Below are 21,995 nucleotides of genomic sequence, written 5' to 3' on the forward strand. Positions count from 1 at the left end.
TTATTAACTAGTGGGTATGGAGGCCAGGATGCTAACCTATATAATATTTGAACTTGCTAAGGTTACGAAACAATTAAATAGAGTTGATACTCTTGATCCATTTCATGTAGTTGAAATGGATCAGAGTAGGGTATATGTAGAATCTAACGTATTAGATGAAGAAGGTATGAGTGGGGAAAGGAACCCTTCACATTTTATTGTGAGATTTGAAGATTTACAATATGCTTTAGAGTGCTTATTATATGATCGCTTATTAAAGGACGATGACCTTGAAGGAAGCAAAGAGTATACGATTTTCATTTTATCTTTTTTGGCCCAGCTGCCTTTCATTAACATGGAACAACAAAATGACAATTATATTTTGTCATTAAAAGAGTTTCAAACAGATAAGCTACCTTGTGAGCAATATACAAACATAATGAAATTATTACATGATACAATGAACGGGGAGTTCGATCCGGCCAATATAAGTCAAGAATTTCACGGGAGTCAGTACACAGTTAAATCACGTGGAAGACAGGATTTAAGGTTACTAGGCTTCATAAATGAAGTAAACGAAATGTTTATAGCTAACTATCGTCAAGCAACGGATAAAGTAAGAGAGATTCAACAATGTTTACTTGACCAAGACTATTTTAGAATTTCGCTTTACATACTGGACCTTTTACAAAATTATTCAAAGTCAGAGAAGAAAGAAATTCTACTGAATATAGGAATGAGTATTGTTCGGAACTCGCGTGGAGATAACTATCAGTGGCGAAGAAACGAACACATAATGTAATTATGTGGCTTGAAAATACGAAGTTAATTAATGAAGATTGGATTCCTTTGGATAGGTACATACATATGAATACTAAAAATTACATGACATACAATTTGCATACTGGGTTTTTACGGATAATGAGAGAATATACGAAGGCAAGAAGTGAAGCTCTTGCAAGCAATGAATTAGCTAGATTTGTAAGAAATGATATGAAGCAAATATTTCTTAATTTACCTTGTATAGATAGCAATGAATACAATATAACAGGTTCTGTAGGACAAGGGAATTGGGCAGCTGTTCCATGGATTGCTATTATGCACAAGAATATTACAACGTCTACTCAAAGAGGATATTATATCGTTTATTTATTTAGTGAAGACATGAAGAGAGTATATTTAACATTAGCACAAGGTGTAACAGAAACATCTAAGGAAGAGTTGATAAGGATTAAACAAGAGATTCGTCAACATATAAAGATGTCGAATAATGTGAAAAAAGACGATGATATTTTTCTCGGTAATAGCTCTAAAGCAGTGGGATATGCAAATTCTACGGCAGCTTATATTCCTTATGAGCTTGATAAAATACCAAGTGAAGAAGAATTAGTACATGATTTAGAAGAGATGCTTTCTTATTATGAACAATATATTGTGTTGAAAGAGAAGGAGATGAAAGGTGAGATGGAAGATAAGAATACGATTATAGACATGAATCAGTGTACAATGATAGAACATGTATCGTCGTATATCCGAAGTAAGGGATTTTATTACGATGATAAAGAACTTATTAACTTCTATCTCTCACTTAAAACAAAACCGTTTGTCATTTTATCAGGGATATCAGGGACGGGGAAAACGAAAATTATACACTGGTATGCGGAAAGCCTAGGAGCAACAGAAGAAAATGGACAGTTTACACTTATACCTGTTCGCCCTGACTGGAGTGATAGTTCTGATCTGCTTGGGTACGTTAATATTCAAGGAGAATTTCAATCAAGACCATTAATTAATGTATTGAAAAATGCAACAGAAAATCCAGATAAGCCGTATTTTGTTGTACTAGATGAAATGAACTTGGCGCGTGTAGAATATTATTTTAGTGATTTCTTAAGCGTGATAGAGAGCCGTAGATGGGAGAATGGGAAAATTATAACTTCTTCTGTTATATCTGAATCTATCGTTGGAGAAAGGATAACTATTCCAGCGAATGTTTATATCATTGGGACAATTAATATGGATGAAACGACTCACCCACTCAGTAAAAAAGTACTCGATCGAGCGAACACACTTGAGTTTAACGAAGTGAAATTGGATTTCTTTGATTTCTTAAAGGATCAAGGTGAGGTAGAGCCGAAGAATGTTTCAAATCGTATATTAACAGCGGAGTATCTTCATTTAAAGGGTTGCTTTATAGAACATGAAGAGCTTGTTAAAACAGTCTCTAATAGTTTGATTGAGATTAATACTATTCTTGAACCGATTGGTGCACAGGTTGGATACCGTGTACGTGATGAGATTTGTTTTTATGTAGCATACAACAAGCAAGGGGACTTATTAGAGTTTGATGAGGCATTAGATTATCAAATTTGCCAAAAGATTTTACCACGTATTGCAGGAAGCGATGGGAGAACAGAAGAAGCGTTGAAGAAATTATATGCTCTGTGCTGTAATCAGGAGTTTGATAGAGATGAAATCAGTTCAGAAGATGTATCTCAGGCTAAATATGTACGATCTGCTAAGAAACTGCACCAGATGTTGAGGAGGTTTGAGTATGACGGCTTTACCTCTTTCTGGGTCTAATAATGAGATAGAGCTTGTCAAAGTTGAGACTAAGGATTTATCGTTAATTATTAAAGGAAATCCTTACCATGGGAAATTTGAAAGTTTAAAATCACATCACACTGTTGAAGTAGATGAAATGATGTATTTTCATGTTGCCGGAGAGATGGAATCCGTTTTAGTATATGATACCCGGGAAAATAAGCTTGTTCTTTGTAAGGAGCATCCTCCTATTTTCTTCGAAAATAGGAGTTATCAGGTTGTGGTTATACCTAAAAAAGATCAAAAACTGTCTTTTTATCATGAACACCCATTGCTCAGAAAGGCGATAAGTCCTAGCCAGTTAGGCGCATTGAATCTATTAATGGGGAATATTTCATTCCCGAACGAGGTAGGTCATTCAACGTTTGAGATAAGAAGCGAGGGAATGACTTTATTAGCGATAACAATCGAAGTATTCCCATCAAAAATTGATTATAAGGCTGACTACCGAGTACTTTTGGAAGAAGTAAATGATGAAATATATAATTTGGCATTTCATATATTAAAGAGGACCTATTTAGGAGCATCTACTATGTATGCAAATAATCCTTCAAAGGCGGAATTTTACCGCATATTGAAGGAATCCTTTCATAAATTTATGAAAGCTATTGCGTATATTAAGAGACAACCACATCATGTGCTTGCTACTCAACATAGGCTTGTTCCCGGAGAAAAAATTCGTAGGCTTGATTCTGTTGGAATGAATTATTTGAGACAAAGACCCTATCTTTTTCAAGGAACTGAAACCAATAAAATACCGATTAAAGGAATTACGGCATATAAAGAAATTTCATATGATACAGTAGAAAATCGTTTTATTAAGTGGATGATTGAAAGAATATCACATAAAATAGATGACTTACAGCAAAGTTTTCAAAGAAATAAAATAGATAAAGCTTTTATGGAACATGTAAACCAAATGACGTTTCGAATAAAGAGTGAGTTACAGGATCCGTTTTGGAGAAATATTGGCAAAATGGATCGCTCTGTCTTTTCACTTGTTATTCAGATGGGAGCTGGTTATCGAGAAGCATATCAAATATTTTTAATGCTATCGAGAGGATTAACGTTAAGAGGTCAAATATTTAAAATGTCTGTAAAAGATGTGGCGAGATTATATGAATATTGGACTTACTTAAAGTTAGGCCAATTATTATCTAAAAAATATACAACTGTCCATCAAGATATTGTTATAATTCGTCAAGATGGCTTGTATGTAGCATTAGATGAGAGTAGTACTGCAAAGCGAAAATTTCTTCATCCCGAAACGAAAGAGGTAATAGAGCTTTATTTCCAAAAAAGAAATAGGTCTTTGCCAACAGTAGCCCAAAAACCTGATACTATGTTAGCAATAGAGAAAAAGGGAAAGGGTTATCAATACCAGTACATCTTTGATGCAAAATATCGAATCGACTTTGCAGAAGAAGGCTCCTTTTATAAAAGGGAGTATGGTAGTCCAGGTCCTATGGAAGAAGATATTAATACAATGCATCGTTATAGAGATGCATTAGTAGCGGATAATAACGGCCCATTTGAGCGCACTGCTTATGGCGCATATGTTTTGTTTCCTTGGAACCAAGAGGAAGTGTATGAAACACATCCTTTCTATAATAGTATAGAGAAAGTGAATATTGGTGGTTTTCCATTTTTGCCAAATGCAACAAGGTTAGTGGAGGAATTCCTTGATCATCTCATCGGAAAAAATCCAGATCAAATTATAGAAGAAGGAATTTTACCACGTGGGGTAAAAGAAGAATGGACCTCTTCTATAGATGAAAAGGTGTTAGTTGGAGTTGTGAAAAATGAAAAGAACTATATGACACATAAAAGAGAAGGGTTCTATCATATACCGCTCTCTCGATTGAAACCTGGGTGGCAAGAGGCAAAGTATGTGGCATTATATGCCCCGAAAAAATGGTACAAAGAAAAAGGCGGCATTAGATATGTAGCTAAAATCAAAAGTGTTCAAGTGAAGAAACGTAATAAAATACATGAGTTACCTAGCAACAAAGTAGAGGATTATGTGTATTTTGAATTATTTTCATGGCAAAAGCTAGATCATTTAATTCATCCAGTAGCGTATGGGATTCAAGTGTATACGATGACTAACCTAGCATTATTGAAGGAAGTCCAAGAACTTCCGGAGTTATTCATGAAATCAAGAGAAGAACGTATTCTATGGAAAATTCTGCGTAGATTTACGAAGAAAGTAAGAATTGAATTGGATCATACGTATCTCGACCATGCTTTGGCTATATCTTATTACTCTATTCAAGGTGTATTAATCAAAATTGATTATGAACGAAGAATTGTAAGGATTGGGAAAGAACCAATCTTTACAGAGTTAACATTAGATACATTGACTCAGAATTCTTCGTTAGTATTTAAAGCCGTACTGCAGGAATTAGATAGGAATAATGTTATAGGTAAAGGAGGAACGGATTAGATAGTATAGTCCTCCTTAACGACAAAAGACATTCGGGTTATACATATCTGAATGTCTTTTGTACTTTATTTCCATACAATTGATGTATGAAGAAAATTATAATGGAAATATACGAGGAAGTTAGAGGGGATTTTTTATCTATAAGTTAAAATGTTTTAACTGACGCTTATAGTACCGGTATATGTTGTAAGATAATAACTAGTATGGTATTTAACTGGAGATTAGTTAAGGGATAGCTCTGTTATGGAGCAGGCATATATATTATAATTGTAAGTAATAAAATATAGGGTGATGAGAGATGAGCACAAATCTTATAGCTGAAGAACAGCAATATTTAGATAAAACAATGAAAGTCATTGATACTTTATTAGAACAATCTAGTAATCAGTTGCCAAAAGAGATTACTTCTCAAGTAGAAGCCAGTTTGCATGAAGTGAAGCAGAACCAAATTAAGAAACTTCATGAAGCAAAGAAGAGTCCGTATTTTGGAAGATTAGACTTTGAAGATGATTATGGTGAAGAGACAATATACATAGGTAAAAAAGGAATTGATGATGACAGTGAACTTGTTGTTGTTGATTGGAGAACAGATCTTGGAAAGCTTTATAATGCATACCAAGGAGTGAAAGGTACCTTTCATATAGGAAATGATACTAGCAAACCGGTTAGTATTCATGGGAAGAGAGGTATCATTATCCAGGATGGTACAATTACGAATGTGAATGAAATCGGTCACAGTGGCATCGTAGAAGAGGAAGATGGCCAGCAAGTCAAATATATGGATGAATATTTAAATGAAATTTTATCTAATACTGGTGACGCCCATCAGTTAAGAGATATTGTTTCAAGTATTCAAGCGGAGCAAGATGAGATTATTCGTTTGCCATTAAAAGATACAATTATTGTTCAAGGGGCTGCAGGGAGTGGTAAATCGACGATTGCCTTACACCGTATTTCTTATCTTTTGTATCAATATCATGAACAAGTAAAGGCACAAGATATTTTAATTTTGGCACCGAATGAAATTTTCTTATCTTATATTAAAGATATTGTTCCTGAAATCGAAGTAGAAGGAATCGAGCAACGTACATTCTATGATTGGGCTTCTACGTACTTCACGGATGTTAATAGTATTCCTGAATTACATGATCGATATGTGAAGGTGTATGCTTCATCGAATAAAGAAGACTTGATTCAAGTTTCGAAATATAAGGGGTCACTTCGCTTTAAGAAACTATTAGATGATTTTGTAGAGTACATCGGAAGCACGATGATTCCACATGGACATATTATCATCGGATCAGACGTTATGCTTCAAAAAGGGGAGATCGAAAGTTTTTATGCAACGAAGGAACATTTACCACTGAATGTTCGAATGAAGAGAGTGAAAGAGTTCATCACGAGTTGGAGTAGCAAAGAAACAAAGAAGAAGTTACAGAGAATCGAAGAAGAATTTGAAGATGCTTATCAGAAATGGGTCATTACGCTTCCAGAAGGTGTGGAACGTAAAGCTGTATATGAAGCATTGGAAAAGGCAAAAGAGTTACGGGTAAAAGTATTCAAAGAGAAAATGGAGCAAGAAATTGAATTGTATGTAAAGAAAATGCAGCATATTTCTGCCGTTCTTATGTATAAGTCGGTGTTCCAAAAGAAAGTATTCGATAAATTCCAACCAACGATGGAACAGGAATTACTTAGCTTATTGCTGACGAATGGAAAACAAGTAAAGCAAGAGAAATTCACGTATGAAGATATTGCACCGTTAATTTATTTAGATGCGAAAATCAATGGGAAGAAATTAGAGTATGAGCATATCTTCATTGATGAAGCACAAGACTATAGCCCGTTCCAATTGGCAATTATGAAAGACTATGCAAAGTCTATGACGATATTAGGTGATATTGGACAAGGGATTTTCTCTTTCTATGGTTTAGATCGTTGGGAAGAGATTGAATCATATGTCTTTAAAGAGAAAGAGTATAAGCGTCTGCATTTACAGACAAGTTATCGTTCGACAAGACAAGTAATGGATATGGCCAATCGTGTCTTATTAAATAGTAACTATGATTTTCCCCTGGTTATACCTGTGAATCGTCCGGGCGCTGTACCTTCTATTCAGCATGTAGCTAGCACTGGTGAATTGTATGACGAGATGGTACAAACGATCGAATCGTTCGTAGGTAAAGATCATAAAACGATTGCGATTTTAACAGATACGAAACAAACAGCCATTGATACATGTGATGAGTTAAAGCGTCGACATGTAGAGAGTGTGCAAGTTATTAGCGAAGGTAGAGAAGCATTAACAGAGAAAATAATCATCATTCCATCTTATTTAGTAAAAGGTCTAGAGTTTGATGCGGTTATTATGCACGATGTTAGCGAAAATACCTTTAAAGACGAGACATTACACGCTAAAATGTTATATATGTCTATTACGCGTGCGCATCATGACTTGCATATGTTCTATCGAGGTAATATTTCTCCTTTATTAGAAGATCGTGATCCGAATGCACCTCCAAAACCGAGAAAATCATTCGAAGCATGGTTAATGACAGATATTACAGATCCAAACGTTGAACCACAAGTAGAGAAACAAAAAGCGATAGAACAAGAAGATACGTTACGATTATTTGAAGATGACGAAGATGAAGTTGTGATTGAGACGTTTGAAGAAGATCGTGAGCGTTATTATGATTTCTATGCATGGTTAAAAGTGTGGCATCGCTGGGCAGAATTAAAGAAGAAGTTACAGGAATAGAAATTGAAGGATTGTGATAATAAATGAAAGTATATTCCGGAGGATTTACAGCGGAACACTTGTATAGAAATGAATTAAAGATAGTAGCAAGTCTACAGCTTCAAGGGATGTCGAAGCAAGCTATTAAAGAGAAAGTATTCGAAGAGAATATCTTTCATTGTCGCAGTGAAGCGGCAATGAAAGATATTTTCCCTCGTGTGTACAGACGTTCTGAAAAGCTAGATGATGTATTACGAACAATGTTAGTAAATGGTTCTCGTTCGGATAATAATGCTATCTTGTTATACGTATTTCTAAAGCACTTTAAGTTTCCACGTGATTTCGTATTGGAAGTGATTCATTATAATAAGAATCGTTTCAAGCAGACAATAACAGATGGCAATGTACATACGTTCTTTGAAGAGAAGGAACAACAATATGAAGAAGTTAGAAAGTGGACGGCACAAACGAAAGCAAAACTAAAGCAAGTGACATTGAAAATTTTAGTAGACGGGGAATTACTCGTGAAGAATGGAAATGAATATGAAATGAAGTCCATTCCGTTAAGTAAAGAGCTGAGAGAGTATGTCGAAAGAAACCCTCAATATAGCGATTTACTTACTCTTACATTAAATGACTGATGGTGGTATAAGTGGAAATCGAAAAAAAGCTAGAACATTTCTTTGAAGAAGTGAAAAAAGACGAGTTTATTCAAATGCGAGGGCTTGGTAATGAAGTTCCTTATTTCATCTTTGATTATAATCCTCACTATGAACTAATGGTCCGAAACTCGGTAAAGTATCATGCAGATAAGATGCATGTGAATGTAAAAGTATTAAACTTATTTGATATGATTATTGATTTATTCGAGGACATCGGTGGAGTAGAAGGGTTAAAACAATTCGAGGAAGAACAAGGAACGGAAGAATTATTTGAGGCGATCCTACCGACATTGGAAGAAGAACAATTAGTAGAGCGAATTGGAGAAGAGTCGGAAGATGCACAAATTGTGTTCGTTACAGGAATAGGAAGTGTATTCAAACTTGTTAGTACACATGAGTTGTTAAATCAATTACATGCTAGAGTAACAAATACACCAGTTATTATTTTTTATCCAGGAGAATATACAGGTCAAGGATTGAAGTTGTTTAATCTTTTTGAATCAAATGGGTATTACCGTGCATTTTCGATATAGAGGCTAAGGGAGCGAGAGAAGGATGTTACAAGATTCTTTTACAATTAAAGAATTATTTAAAAAAGACATAGATCGTGAAATTAATGGTGTTGTTCAGGCGGAACAACGCGATGAAAAAGTTATTCAAGATGAATTAGAAGAATACGTAATGACGAAAGAAATTAGTGAGAATATGGCTTATTTCTTTAAGAACTACTCATACAGCTTTGATAATGAGACAACAAAGATGGGCGCTTGGATTTCTGGTTTCTTCGGATCCGGTAAATCACATTTCTTAAAAATTCTATCGTATCTGCTAAACAATGAAACAGTGTACGGCAAACGTGCAGTGGACTTTTTCTTAGATAAAACGGCTGATCAAGAATTGTTAGATCATATGCAACAATCTGCAAGTTACAACAGCGAAGCAATCTTATTTAATGTAGATTCTAAATCTGCCGGTGGCAAGAAAGAGAAAGCGACGATTGTAGATGTTTTCTTAAAAGTGTTTAATGAACACTTAGGTTATTCTTCTACACCATGGATTGCGAACCTTGAAAGACAACTTGTAGAGGAAGGTGTATATAGCCAGTTCGTGGAACGCTTTGAAGAGATTGATGGTACGAAGTGGATCGATAGTCGTGCACGTTTACTATTTAAGAAAAAATCATTCGTTGAAGCGCTAGTACAATTAGATTACACACAAGATACAGCAGAGTCTGTATTAGCCGCTGCAAATAAGAATTTTGAAATGAGTCTAGATGACTTTGCGAAATTAGTGGCAGAACATGTACATAAACAAGGTGAAAATTATCGTCTTGCGTTTTTAGTTGATGAAATTGGACAATACATTGGTGATAACACAGACTTAATGTTAAATCTTCAAACATTAACGGAAAATTTAGGGAAACAATGTCTTGGAAAAGTATGGGTTATCGTTACATCCCAAGAACAAATTGATGCTGTTACAAAAATTAAAGGAACAGAAGAGTTCTCGAAAATCCAAGGGCGCTTTGCGACGAAAATTCATCTTACGAGCTCAAATACAGATGAAGTTATTAAACGTCGTCTGTTAGAGAAAACAGCAGCAACAGCAGATCGCTTACAAATTGACTTTGATCAAATTGGACAAAGCTTAAATAACACATTAACGTTTGAAAAAGAAAAAAGTGTTTTACAAAATGGTTTCAAGAATGCAGAAGAATATGCATCTATTTATCCATTTGTTCCGTATCAAGTAGAGTTATTACAACGTGTATTCAATAAAGTTCGTCGCCAAGGTGAAGCAGGAGCCCACTTATCGCAAGGGGAACGTTCACTACTAAATGCGTTCCAAGAAGTTGCGATTCAATTGAAAGAGGAAGATACGAATCAATTAGCAAGATTCTCGCAATTTTATGAAACAGTAAAGCGTTTCTTAAGTACATCTGTTTCATCGACTATTACAGATGCAGCAAAACGTGAGGGGATTGAAGAGTTCGATATCGAAGTATTGAAAGTACTCTTTATGATTAAAGGGATCGATGAAGTAAAGGCTACTGTAGACAACATTACGACATTACTTGTCGATAGTGTTGATTGTATTAAGAACGACTTAAAGAGGCAAGTAACGCAATCATTAATTAATTTACGACGAAAGCTACTTATTGCTGAAAATGCAGATAGAACATTTGTATTCTTAAGTGATGATGAGCAAGAAATTAATCGTGAAATTCAAAATGAAAGTGTTAATGAAGCGAACGTAATAGATGCATTAGGCAAAATGTTCTATGAAGAAATTGTACAAATGAAATCGTACCGCTATCAGAAAACACATGACTTCGAATTCAACAAAGCATTTGATACATATAATCGTGGTGGAAAAACAAATGCACTAACACTTCATGTATATATCGGCGATGACGCGGAATCGGGAGCACGTGCAGCAGCAAACTCTGGAAACATGATTATGTATATTCCAGATAACTACATGGAGAAATTTTATGAACCGATGCAATATGCAAAGAAGATTGAAGCCTTTGCGAATAAAAAGTTCTCTACAAGCTTAACAGAAAAGCAAAAGAGAATATTAGAAGAAAAGCGCCAACAAATTAGTGACTTTGAAATGAAGGCGAAAGAAGCATTAGCTGAAGCAGCAACGAATGCGATGTACTTCATTCAAGGGCAAGATTATGGATTTAAAGGGACGTTGGAGGCTCAACTACAAAGTGCATTTGAGATTCTTGTGCGAAATACGTATAGTTACTTATCGTATATTGATGAACCAGTACCGGTGAAAAATGCAAATGAAGTAATCTATGAATGGGCGACGAAAGGTTTACCAGCAAGACTAGATGGTACATTTGCTAATCACTTAGCATACGATACAGTCGTTCGCTTCTTAGAAGAGAGTCGTGGTAGACAAATTGTCACAGTGAAAGTATTGGTTGATAAATTTAAAGACGTACCATACGGATGGAGCGACCATGATGTTGCAGGTATCGTTGGTGCAATGTTGTATAACAAAAAGCTGAAATTGACATATGCAAGTGAAAGCTTCGACGCAACGCATGCCCAATTTGTTGCACGCATTACAAAAGCGTCTGAAAGAGAAAAAGTAGTGCTAGAAGCGCAAATCGGTATTCCATCTCGTGTACGTAAAGACGTTGTTGAAGTAATGCGTGAGCTATTCAATTTCTATGATATTGGTGAAACGTACGATGAAGTAGCGAAAAGCATTCGTGAACAACTGAAGAAACACTTCATTGAGCCAATTGAAGATATGCAACGTACGAAACAACGTGAAGATCAGCAATATCCGTATCCAGGAGGTATTGCGCTTTCTAAAATGAAGAATAGTGTCACTGACTTAACATCTATTACGAAGCAAGAAAGTTTTGTGGAAGAATTCATTGAATTAGATGAAGATTTAGAAGAATGGTTAGAAGATGTACAGCATTTAGATTCATTCTACCGAGGTAATGCGCTTCGCCATTTTGATGAAAGCGTTCGTGTATTGAAGGATCGTCGTGATGATTTAGAGGTCGCACAGAACGATATAGAAGTACAAAAAGTAAAAAATAATATCATATCCATTTTAACAAGCGATAATCCATATAAACAAATTCCGAACTTACCAATCTTGAATGATGAGTTGAAGAAAGGTCTTTCTGCATTTGTCAAACGAGAAATTGGTACACAATTAGAACAAATGGAAGCTATTCGCCGTGATATGGAAAATTTACAATCACGTTATGAAAATATCGATTCTATTAAAGCTGTAGTACAAGGGAAATTAGCTGACCTACAGCAACGTATCGAACAGATGCAAGACATCGAAAGTATTTCTCGTGTGTACACGTATACGCAAATGGCAACTACTGATTATCGTCGCTTAGAAGATAAGGTTCAAGAGTTGTATGAGGAGTATATAGCTGGTGAAGATGGCGGAATCGAGGTTGAAGTTGAAATAGTGGAAATGAATGCTTCACAGTTAATTTCAGCTTCATTACCAACTGGTCAGTTCGAAATCAAAAATAGCCAAGACCTAAAACAATGGTTAAGCAAGCTTGAAGTAGAAATAAGTAAAGAGTTAAACCAACGAAAAACAGTAATGATTAAGAAATAAAAGGAGACGAAATGCGATGAACAAAAAAGTATTAAAAGAATTTGCAGTCTATGCCCGCAACGAACTTCGCGAACAAATCGCATTACGAGCACAAGCCTTTGGAATCACTTCCAAAGGCTCTCCTGTGCTTGTAACAGGGACGGACTATGTAGAAATTAACGGAAAGAAGTATCCAGCTACATATAGCAACAGCATTCAAAAGCTAGTAAAAGAAATCGAAATAAAAGGTTATGACAATGTAATTGAAGAAGTAGCATACACATGGTTTAACCGTCTAATTGCCATTCGTTATATGGAAGTACATAATTACCTGCCATCAAAGATACGTGTCCTTTCTAGTGAGACAAAAGGGAAAGTAGACCCGGATATTTTAACAGAATATCAATATGCAGACTTGCCAGTGAACACAGAAGAAGTGTCTACTCTACTAGCGCAAGGAAAGCGTGAAGAAGCATTCCGTAAGCTATTAGTAGCACAGTGTAACGAATTAAATGAGATCATGCCATTTTTATTTGAAAAAGTATCGGATTATACAGAGCTTCTATTACCAGAGTCTTTATTGCATGCTGATTCGTTGATTAATAAGTTAGGAAAAGAAGTAGAAGATGAGAACTTTGAACATGTAGAAGTAATTGGTTGGTTATATCAATACTATATTTCTGAGAAGAAAGATGAAGTGTTCGCAGGATTAAAGAAAAACAAGAAAATCACAAAAGAAAACATTCCAGCTGCTACTCAGTTATTTACACCGCATTGGATTGTACGTTATATGGTAGAGAACTCTCTTGGCCATATGTGGTTAGAATCTCATCCAGAATCAGAATTAAAAACAGACATGAAATACTATGTAGAGCCAGCAGAACAAGAAGCAGAAGTACAGGCGAAATTAGAAGAGTTGCGTAATCCGAATCTGTCTCCAGAGGAAATTACTATTATGGACCCGGCATGTGGTTCAGGGCATATTTTAGTATATGCGTTTGACGTATTATACAAGATTTATGAAGAACGTGGATATCCAACAAAGGAAATTCCAGCATTGATTTTAGAGAAGAATTTGTACGGAATAGATATTGACGATCGTGCAGCACAATTAGCTTCATTTGCATTAATGATGAAAGCACGTGAGAAGACAAAACGTATTTTCCGTAATGTTCCGAAGTTGAATGTAATTTCTATTCAAGAATCGAATGGAATCTTAATTGAACAAGCAGCAGATTTAATTGGCGAAACTGAGGATGAGAAAAAAGGGGCAAAAGAGCTACTTACTACTTTTATTGATGCGAAAAGTCTGGGTTCAATTCTTCAACCTGAGAAAGTGGAATTTGATAAGTATCTTAATAGAATTCGGGAACTACAGGAAACCGGAGAGCGTGATTTGGAGAATTTTGAGGTTTATGAGCAGTTAGAACAAATTAGTAAATTTATTATTCAAGCTAAAATACTTGCTGGTGAATATGATGTGGTTATTACAAATCCACCATATATGGGTTTTAAAGGGATGGATGCTAAATTATCTGAATATGTAAAAAGAAATTTTAGTGATTCGAAAGCAGACCTGTTTTCTGTTTTTATGGAAAGAGGAAATATTTTCACTAAGTATCTTGGTTATCATTGTGAGATAAATCAGCAATCATGGATGTTTTTAGGTAGTTATAAGGGGATTCGTAGTAAATTATTATCAACGATGTTTCTTCAATCTATGTTACATTTAGGACCTAGGACCTTTGAAGAAATTGGTGGAGAAGTTGTTCAAAGTACAGCATTTATATTAAGAAAAAATGATATAAAAAGTCAATATGGTAAATATTATCGTTTAATTGATTATAATCATACTGAATTAAAAGAGGAGGCTTTTTTAAATAAAAATAATGAATATTTAGTAAAACAAGATAAATTTAGTATTATTTCAGGATCTCCTATATCTTATTGGGCAACTGATCAAATATATTCATTATTTCTGAATAAGGAAAAATTATCCGAGTATGCTTCTGCAAAAAAAGGTTCTTTTACTGGTGATAATGATAAGTTTTTACGTTTATGGTACGAAACAGATATTAGAAGTATAGGTTTTAATTTTAAGAATAGAGATGAAGCAAAAAAATCTACTAAACATTGGTTTCCATATAATAAAGGAGGAGGGTTTAGGCGTTGGTATGGAAATTTTGAATATGTGATTAACTGGTATAATGATGGAGAAGAATTATTTAAATTTGATAAATCTGGTATACGAAACCCAGATTATTTCTTTAAAGAGTGTATTACATGGTCTGATTTGTCTACTAACTTATTTAGTGGTAGGTATGTTCCAGAGGGTTTTATATTTGATTCAACAGGACCAAGTATGTTTTTATATGAATTGAAAAATAAGTATAGCTTACTAGCATGTGTTAATAGTAGACCGTTTCAATATTTAACTGATTTTGTTCTAACAGGTTTGCATTATACAAGTGGTGTGCTTAATGATATTCCGATATATCTTTCGGAGGATATTAATCATATTAACTTGAGTAAACAAAATAAATCGATTTCTAAAAATGAATGGGATTCTTATGAAGTGTCTTGGGAGTTTAAAGGGCATCCGTTTCTGGAATATAGTAAAGAAAGTTTATTAGAGAATTGTTATAAAATGTGGGAGGAATATGCCGAAAGTAAATTCCGCCAACTCCAACAAAACGAAGAAAAACTAAACAAAATCTTCATTGAATTATATGGCTTACAAGATGAACTAACACCAGAAGTACCTGATAAAGAAGTAACAATTCGTCGTGCTGATCGAGTTCGTGATGCGAAATCATTCTTATCTTACTGCATCGGTCTAATGATGGGGCGTTATTCGTTAGATGTAGAAGGCTTAGCTTATGCTGGTGGCGAGTGGGATGAGAGTAAATATAAGACGTTCCAGCCTGATCATGATGGAATTATTCCATTAACGGATACGGAGTATTTTGAAGATGATGTTGTAAGTCGCTTGCAAGATCTGTTAGTGCTTATGTTTGGACAAGATACACTTGCAGAGAACCTTCGTTGGTTAGCAGAATCATTAACAATGAAGAATAATGAAACACCTGTTGAGCGTTTACGTCGTTATTTCTTTGATGAGTTTTATGCAGATCATTGTAAGATTTATCAAAAGCGTCCGATTTATTGGATGGCTGATTCCGGTAAGAAGAAAGGTTTCCGTGCATTATTCTACTTACACCGCTATACGCCAGAAACATTAGCGACAATGCGTTTCTCGTATGTACAGAACTTACAAGAGAAATTAAGCCAAGAGAAAAAGCGTCTTGAGCAAGATCTTACAAATCCAGAGTTAACAACTACGATGAAAAAACGTTATGAAAAACAGTTAACAGCAATTAAAGCACAGCAAGAAGAGCTAATCGACTTCGATAAAAATTTAGCAGAGCTTGCGAATCAGCGTATTGCCCTTGATTTAGATGACGGGGTAGTTGTAAACTACAAGAAGTTAGAAGATGTGCTTGCAAAGATTAAATAATTGTTAGAATGGATAGGGTGTATACTCTATCCATTTTTACTACATGTTGTTTACAATCATCTGCTTCTCTTATATTCTAAGAGTGGATAATAAGTTTAGTGAGGTTTGATAATAGATGAATATTATAGAGGAGTTACGTCGGCTGTTTTCTAAGCAGCAAGAAGAGAATAATGGAGCGACTCGTTCTTTAGTGTTTTGGTATGATGCACAGAGTAATGATCGTAATATACTTGAAATAGAAGAGGTATTGAAGCAAGAGGATATTTCTATCCATTATTTAGATAAAGACAATGCTTTCCGTACGAAGGTTTTATTAGAGAAGGAAGATACGGATCATTCTTATTTAATTTATGCGCCGTTTGCGAAGCCAGCAGATCGTGAGAACTTTTTATTAGATATGTTGTTGTATAGTGGTGATTATGGGGAGTTCCAAGCGGATGAGATTGCAATTCGTATGAAGGAGTTGCGTTTAGATCATCTGGCGATTCGTTCTTTCTTAGAAGAACATACAAAGTTCTTTGAGAATAAGCAACGTGTTACGAAGTTTCAAAAGTTATTGCCGAACAAGGCAACGATGGAGCAAGTGCAACAAACGATGTTGGCTGTATTATGTCATGCGAAAAGCATCACGCCACAAGATATACTAAAAAGCGTTGTAGTAAGTGGAAATCTTTCTGATGCGAATGAAGTTCTTAGTCAAGTTGATAAGTATTTAGATAGAGGTGTATTTTATACATTTGTTGAAGAATATTTCGGCATTTCTCCGAAAGAGGAGCATCGCTTAGCTAACATTATTGAGACAATTATTTTCCAACATTATGTTGCGTATGTAGATGAGAAAATACTTACGCATACACATAAGTCTACAGTTCCAAATACGTGTAAGGTATTTGTAGAGGATTGGCTAAAGTCTGAGGATCGAGGTTCGTTAGAGAAAATATTAGATATGCTGGGGCAAAAATGGAATGTGGCGCAAGTAATCGATCAGCATACATATGAAGCATTCCTTCGTTGTGATACGTTTGCGGTAATAGAGCGTACGATTTTACATGTCTTGCATGAACTTCTGTTGAAGGAGACGGTTGTTGTTGCGGAATGGAAGAGTATTTTATCAGAACGCAGTAAGAGTTACTGGTATAAGACGCGTTTTCATAAAGAGTACGAATTAATAGAGAAGGCGTTGCGTGTATATGAGTGGAGAGAAGTGTTTGAGCGTGATGGTGCACCGAAAGATGAAAAAACATGGATTACAGCTTATACAGATAAGTACTATAACATCGATCAGGCATATCGCCATTTCTACTTGTATTTTATAAGCGAACCGTCATTAGATACGTATCGTGAGTTAATGGAAAGATTAACATTTTGGTACGAAAATCACTATTTAGTCGAGTTAAGTCGTTACACGGATGAAATAGTAGAGACGAAGTTAAAGGGAAATTGGGCTATTTCTGATGTAATGCAGCAGAAGAATTTCTATCGTTATATGATTCGTCCTTTAGTAGAGGGATCAAGAGAGCGTATTTTTGTCATTATTTCAGATGCGCTTCGTTATGAAATAGGACAAGAACTGACAAACAGTTTTAGTCAACGTTTGAATACAGAAGTGACTTTAAGGCCAATGCAAGCTTCACTTCCGACTTATACGCAATTAGGGATGGCATCTTTGTTACCAGGTAAGGTCACTGATATTGCAGAAGATGGTACGGTATATGTTAATGAGCTTTCTACGAAAGGGTTAAAAAATCGTAATAAGGTTTTACAGTTTGCCGAGCCGGATGCTGTGACACTGAAAATGGATGAGTTTATTGGATTAAGTAAAGAAGATGGATTAAGTTTCGTTAAAGGGAAACGTGTTGTGTACTTATATCATGATAATATTGATGCGATTGGTGATTCTAGCAAGACAGAGAATTATACATACGAAGCGGTAGCAAGTACGATAGAGCATGTGAAGAATGCAGTTCGTAAGTTAACTGGAACGTATGAGGCTGGGCGAATCTTCATTACGAGTGATCATGGTTTCTTATATCAGTCTTCACAAGTAGAGAAGTATCAAAAGGTAGATAGTATGCAAGGAAACATATTCGATAGTAATCGTCGTTTTGCGATAGGAAAGAATTTAATGGTACCAGATGGGACGGTTAACGTGTCTCTTAACTATGTAGGATTAGAATATGAAGCTGTTATCGCGAAAGGTTTGAATCGTTTTACTGCAGGTGGTGGCATGCGATTTGTTCATGGCGGTGCGATGCCACAGGAATGTATCGTTCCTCTTATTGAATATCGTCAAGCAAAAGGGAAAGCAAGGAAAACAGAAAAAGAGCTTGTACATGTTCGTGTAGCTTCTATTCAAAAGGCAATTACGAGTTATCAATTTACGGTGCCGTTCTTCCAAGAGGAGAAAGTGTCGAAGGAAGTATATGCAAGAACATTACGAGCGGCATTTTATCGTAATAATGAGCGTATTTCAAATGAATTAACAATTACATTTGATTCACAAGGGGAGGTAGCAGAGCGTCAAACGGATGCTGTGTTCCATCTTCTTGAAGATCGTTATAAAACGGGTGATGTATGTATTCTACGTTTAGAAGATGTGTCAGGCCGTACGACAGAAATGTATAAAGAAGAAGAGTTTGAATTGAAGTTATATAGTATTTAATAGGAGATAGGCTGTCCAGTTGTTTTTGTATTGGAGAGCCTTTTCCTTTTGCTATAATGAAAGAAGTATGATCGCTAGGAGGAGTTAGATGTTACAAGTTGGCGACGTTGTGAAAGGGCCGTTATGGCCAGAAATAGTTGAAATAAAAAAGTGTGAAGATATTCAAGGTAGTATGTACCGTGTGGAGGCATTTGGGAAAGACAGTAATCAGTATTATCAAGTTATTGTACTACCGGAGCAATTGCAGTCGATCGAAAGATTAAATGCTTCTCAAAAGAGATATTTATCGCCAAATCAACTACAGCGATACATGTTGTATAAGGAATTGTTAATTGATCGGAAGTTTTCCAAGTCGCGTGCACTTGGAAATAAAAATGTACTTCCTTTGCCGCACCAAATTGAAGCAGTATACGGTAGGATGTTGCAAGTACCAACTGTACGTTTTTTACTTGCGGATGATCCAGGAGCAGGGAAAACAATTATGGCAGGTATGCTTATTCGCGAATTAAAAGCGAGGAGAAGTGCAGATCGAATTTTAATTCTCGTTCCGCCTCTCGTATTAAAGCAATGGCAGCAAGAATTATATGAGAAATTTGGAGAGGAATTTACGATTGTTACGCGCCATACGTTGAAAGAATATAGTGGCAGAAATCCATTCATTGAACAAAACTGTATTCTAACCTCTCTTTACTGGGCGGCACGAGATGAGATTAAGAGTCTTATTATGGAGGCTGATTTTGATTTAGTAATTGTCGACGAAGCACATAAGATGGCTGCTTATACAACAGGAAGTAAACAGAAGAAGACAAAACGAACGAAAATATATCAGCTAGGAGAAGCGATTCTTCGTCATAGTGAACATGCACTACTATTAACGGCAACACCTCATAAAGGAGATGTAGAAAATTTCCGTCACTTAATGAAGTTGATTGACCCTGATATTTTTTCTTCGATTGGAATAAAAGAAACACTGCGTGATAAGGCAAACCCATTTATTATTCGTCGTTTAAAAGAGGGCTTGAAACATTTTGATGGTACACCGTTATTCCCAAAGCGTACGACGCAAACAATTAAGTATGATTTGTCATCGAAAGAATTAGAGCTATATGAGGCTGTCACAGAATATGTGAAAGTTCATTTTAACCGAGCGAAGAATCGAGGGAATAATAGTACTGCTTTTGCGATGATGCTGTTGCAGCGTCGTTTGAGTTCTTCTATCGAAGCAGTGTACTTGTCATTAGTTCGCCGTCATGAAAGGCTTGTAGCATTGTTGGAAGAAATGAAGTTGAAACAGCCGAGTGAATTTGAGGATATAGATGACTATGAAGAATCTACGTTAGAAGAACAAGAGCTGTATGAGGAAAATAGTGAGCATAGTATAGATGCTATTGATCCACACGAACTAGAAGTGGAAATTATGGAGCTAGAACAGCTAATTAGTTTTTCTAGTTATATTCGACAAAACTATGTTGAACGAAAATATATAGAGTTAGAAAATACGTTGTTTGGTTCAGATGGATTATTACAAAAAGGAGAAAAGATCCTTATTTTTACGGAATCTACAGATACATTGAATTATTTGGAAGAACGTCTAGCAGCACATGGATTACAACTTGCAAAAATTGTAGGAAAGTATTCGATGGATGAGAGAAGAAGACAAGTAGAGCTGTTCCGAAACGAATATCCAATCATGCTTGCGACAGATGCAGGTGGTGAATCAATCAACTTGCAATTTTGTAATCAAATGGTGAACTACGATATTCCGTGGAATCCAAATAAGCTAGAGCAACGCATGGGACGTATTCACCGTATTGGCCAGCAAAACGAAGTGTTTGTATTTAACTTAGTTGCTGGGAATACACGTGAAGGAGATGTACTGTATACACTTTTAGCTAAGATGGGGAAAATGAAAGATGACTTAGGCCATGATCTTGTATATGACTTTATAGGTGACCGCTTAGAAGATCGAATGACGGATTTACCAACGCTTATGCAACATGCTGTTCTTCATCGTGAGCGATTGGAAGATATAAAGAGAGATATGGATCAGACGCTATCCGAGGAGTACCAAGAGTTACTTCGAATAGCGCAAGAAGAACGTCTCGCCATGGATAGTATTGATTTACCTGGTATGCAGAGAGAACAATATGAAATGACGCTTCAAAAGGTCCCTGCACGTGTATATGCAGAGTTTGTGGCAGGAACATTGAGTGATCATCGAGTGAGAGTCCATACATCACAACATGATGAGATGTATCGGATTGAACGTATTCCAAAGTCTATTCGAGAATTCGCTAGGTCGAATCGTATTACATTGAAAAACAAGGAAGACTCGTATCGTTTCACAAGTAAGGAACAACGAGTAGATGATACAGCAGCGTTAATGTTAAATGATCATCCTTTGTTTACGTTATCATTGCACCTTATGAAGGAGGAAACAGCAGGATTAACAGTTCCTACATATGAGGTTTTATTCCCTATACAAGAGCGTTTAGAAGTGGATGGATACGAGGTTGGACTAACAGATGGAACTGGAAGAGAGTTAGAGAAAGACCTTGTTTATTTTGCAAAGCGTGAAAACGGCGAAGTGGTGGAGTTAGATTCTTATTGGTTATATGGTTCTTCATTTGATACGGTACAACAAAAAGGTCAGGCAAATGAAAGTACCTTTATGCACGCAATGACTAGTAGTATAAAGAAGCGAGAAACATTTGCATTAATGAATGAGTCACAGTTAACGAAGAAAATTCAATTTTTGAGAAGGGCATTTGACTCTCAATATGAAACGACAATGAATAAGCTAGACACATATCGCAATGAGAATATAGATAATCGAAATTCAATCCTCATTAATCAGATGAAGTCACAGCTAGTAGATATTGAAGATCGTCGTCAAAGGCGCCTTCAAGAGGTAGAACGCGAGAGAAGTATTAATATTATGCCGCCTCAGCAAGTTGTAAGTATAACTCTTCTACCAAATGGAGCATGTGAAACGCGTCTTCTTGCTAGTGATTATATGGATATGCTCCGAACATATGAAGAGATAAAAGGTCGGAGAAATGTAAAGATGTATCCTAACTTATCATTAGTAGATTTTATTAGTGAAGAGAGTGATGGGAATCCTCGTTGTATCTTGCTGTATTCTCATGAAAATATCGCATTAGCTACTAAACATAGGGCTGATCTAGAAGAATTGCCATTCGATGTGTATGCATATATCATAGAAGATAAGCAAGTACTAAAAGAGTATAAATTAGTGTAAATAACTATTTGAAAAAGAGGACGAA

The 21,995-nt window shown here is 35.7% G+C and carries 8 protein-coding genes and 1 pseudogene; all 9 read left to right on the forward strand.

Translation table 11 applies throughout. From position 1 onward, the window contains the following. The first annotated feature begins 28 nt into the window (after window positions 1-28). Window positions 29-2,562, forward strand: a pseudogene (locus IEV41_RS00645) (MrcB family domain-containing protein). Then, window positions 2,534-5,029 carry a restriction endonuclease-like protein gene (locus tag IEV41_RS00650; protein ID WP_188386539.1) on the forward strand — a complete coding sequence of 832 codons (2,496 nt, stop codon included), beginning with the start codon at window positions 2,534-2,536 and terminating at the stop codon, window positions 5,027-5,029. The pseudogene IEV41_RS00645 and the gene IEV41_RS00650 overlap by 29 nt, the downstream one beginning before the upstream one ends. Window positions 5,030-5,327: 298 nt before the next feature. Beyond that, window positions 5,328-7,790: an RNA polymerase recycling motor HelD gene (helD, locus tag IEV41_RS00655; protein WP_188386540.1), complete on the forward strand. Its 2,463-nt coding sequence runs from the start codon at window positions 5,328-5,330 to the stop codon at window positions 7,788-7,790. A gap of 23 nt (window positions 7,791-7,813) precedes the next feature. Next, window positions 7,814-8,410, forward strand: coding sequence for a DUF1819 family protein (locus tag IEV41_RS00660; protein ID WP_188386541.1), 597 nt, complete (start codon window positions 7,814-7,816; stop codon window positions 8,408-8,410). Window positions 8,411-8,421: 11 nt separating this feature from the next. Then, window positions 8,422-8,964, forward strand: coding sequence for a DUF1788 domain-containing protein (locus tag IEV41_RS00665; RefSeq protein ID WP_188386542.1), 543 nt, complete (start codon window positions 8,422-8,424; stop codon window positions 8,962-8,964). A 22-nt stretch (window positions 8,965-8,986) separates the two neighbouring features. Continuing rightward, the gene (gene brxC / locus IEV41_RS00670) at window positions 8,987-12,550 is read left to right on the forward strand and encodes a BREX system P-loop protein BrxC (protein ID WP_188386543.1); all 3,564 of its coding nucleotides are present in this window, start codon (window positions 8,987-8,989) and stop codon (window positions 12,548-12,550) included. Window positions 12,551-12,566: 16 nt separating this feature from the next. Then, a complete protein-coding gene (gene pglX, locus IEV41_RS00675; protein WP_188386544.1) occupies window positions 12,567-16,046 on the forward strand; it encodes a BREX-1 system adenine-specific DNA-methyltransferase PglX in 3,480 nt (1,159 codons plus the stop codon). Between the two features lie 115 nt (window positions 16,047-16,161). After that, window positions 16,162-18,708 (forward strand): BREX-1 system phosphatase PglZ type A, encoded by a 2,547-nt coding sequence (gene pglZ / locus IEV41_RS00680; RefSeq protein ID WP_188386545.1) that lies wholly within the window; start codon window positions 16,162-16,164, stop codon window positions 18,706-18,708. Between the two features lie 88 nt (window positions 18,709-18,796). Beyond that, complete coding sequence (locus tag IEV41_RS00685) at window positions 18,797-21,970, forward strand: DEAD/DEAH box helicase (RefSeq protein WP_188386546.1); 3,174 nt, start codon at window positions 18,797-18,799, stop codon at window positions 21,968-21,970. The last annotated feature ends 25 nt before the right edge of the window (window positions 21,971-21,995 follow it).

Origin of the sequence: Priestia taiwanensis (genome assembly GCF_014638355.1) — a bacterium.
Lineage (GTDB): Bacteria > Bacillota > Bacilli > Bacillales > Bacillaceae_G > Priestia_D > Priestia_D taiwanensis.

Bases quoted from the DNA above. Each gene is read 5' to 3' on its own strand.
- IEV41_RS00650 (WP_188386539.1), top strand. From the start codon at position 2,534: ATGACGGCTTTACCTCTTTCTGGGTCTAATAATGAGATAGAGCTTGTC.
- helD (WP_188386540.1), top strand. From the start codon at position 5,328: ATGAGCACAAATCTTATAGCTGAAGAACAGCAATATTTAGATAAAACA.
- IEV41_RS00660 (WP_188386541.1), top strand. From the start codon at position 7,814: ATGAAAGTATATTCCGGAGGATTTACAGCGGAACACTTGTATAGAAAT.
- brxC (WP_188386543.1), top strand. From the start codon at position 8,987: ATGTTACAAGATTCTTTTACAATTAAAGAATTATTTAAAAAAGACATA.
- pglX (WP_188386544.1), top strand. From the start codon at position 12,567: ATGAACAAAAAAGTATTAAAAGAATTTGCAGTCTATGCCCGCAACGAA.
- pglZ (WP_188386545.1), top strand. From the start codon at position 16,162: ATGAATATTATAGAGGAGTTACGTCGGCTGTTTTCTAAGCAGCAAGAA.
- IEV41_RS00685 (WP_188386546.1), top strand. From the start codon at position 18,797: ATGTTACAAGTTGGCGACGTTGTGAAAGGGCCGTTATGGCCAGAAATA.